The organism is Photorhabdus africana, from assembly GCF_035181445.1.
Classification (GTDB): Bacteria; Pseudomonadota; Gammaproteobacteria; order Enterobacterales; family Enterobacteriaceae; genus Photorhabdus; species Photorhabdus laumondii.
Genome location: NZ_JAXBVE010000177.1, coordinates 1 through 483, shown reverse-complemented (window position 1 = coordinate 483; position 483 = coordinate 1). Strand labels below are relative to the sequence as shown.

Below are 483 nucleotides of genomic sequence, written 5' to 3'. Positions count from 1 at the left end.
CCGCTTTTAATCTGGCGTAACGGGCATGAGAGTTCAGTTTGCGGATGATATTGCTCTGGGTATTTTCCTGCATGATCAATGAAAGCAAGATACGCAGAACGCCTCGCCGCTGAGAGCGGATACGTTCGACATCAATCACCCCTTTGGGCTTAAGGATACCGGTATCGTAATCCAGGGAGGTAGCTGAATAAATATCGTCAGCGGCGTGGCGCACATTCTTGATGCTGGGTACATAATCCACATCAATGGAATCCAGCGTGACAAAATTCAGCTTGTTCAAGGAGTGGTTATCTCCTGTCACCATATGGATATCAATCTCCGTTTTATTGTTGTAAATCATGTCGTACAGCGAATGGCCTTCGTACTCGTTCAGGCCGATATTTTTCGCATTCACCGCCACGTAATTGGCGAGCAGTGTGTAGAGCGAGATACCACGGCCTTTACCCAGATACTTTCTGGAATAACGGGATTGTATCGTACTGT

The 483-nt window shown here is 47.0% G+C and carries 1 protein-coding gene; it reads right to left on the bottom strand.

Going from position 1 to position 483, the window contains the following annotated elements; all coding sequences use genetic code 11:
- A partial coding sequence (locus tag SLS51_RS23290; RefSeq protein ID WP_323840849.1) for a Tn3 family transposase occupies nucleotides 1–483 on the bottom strand: 483 nt, incomplete at both ends.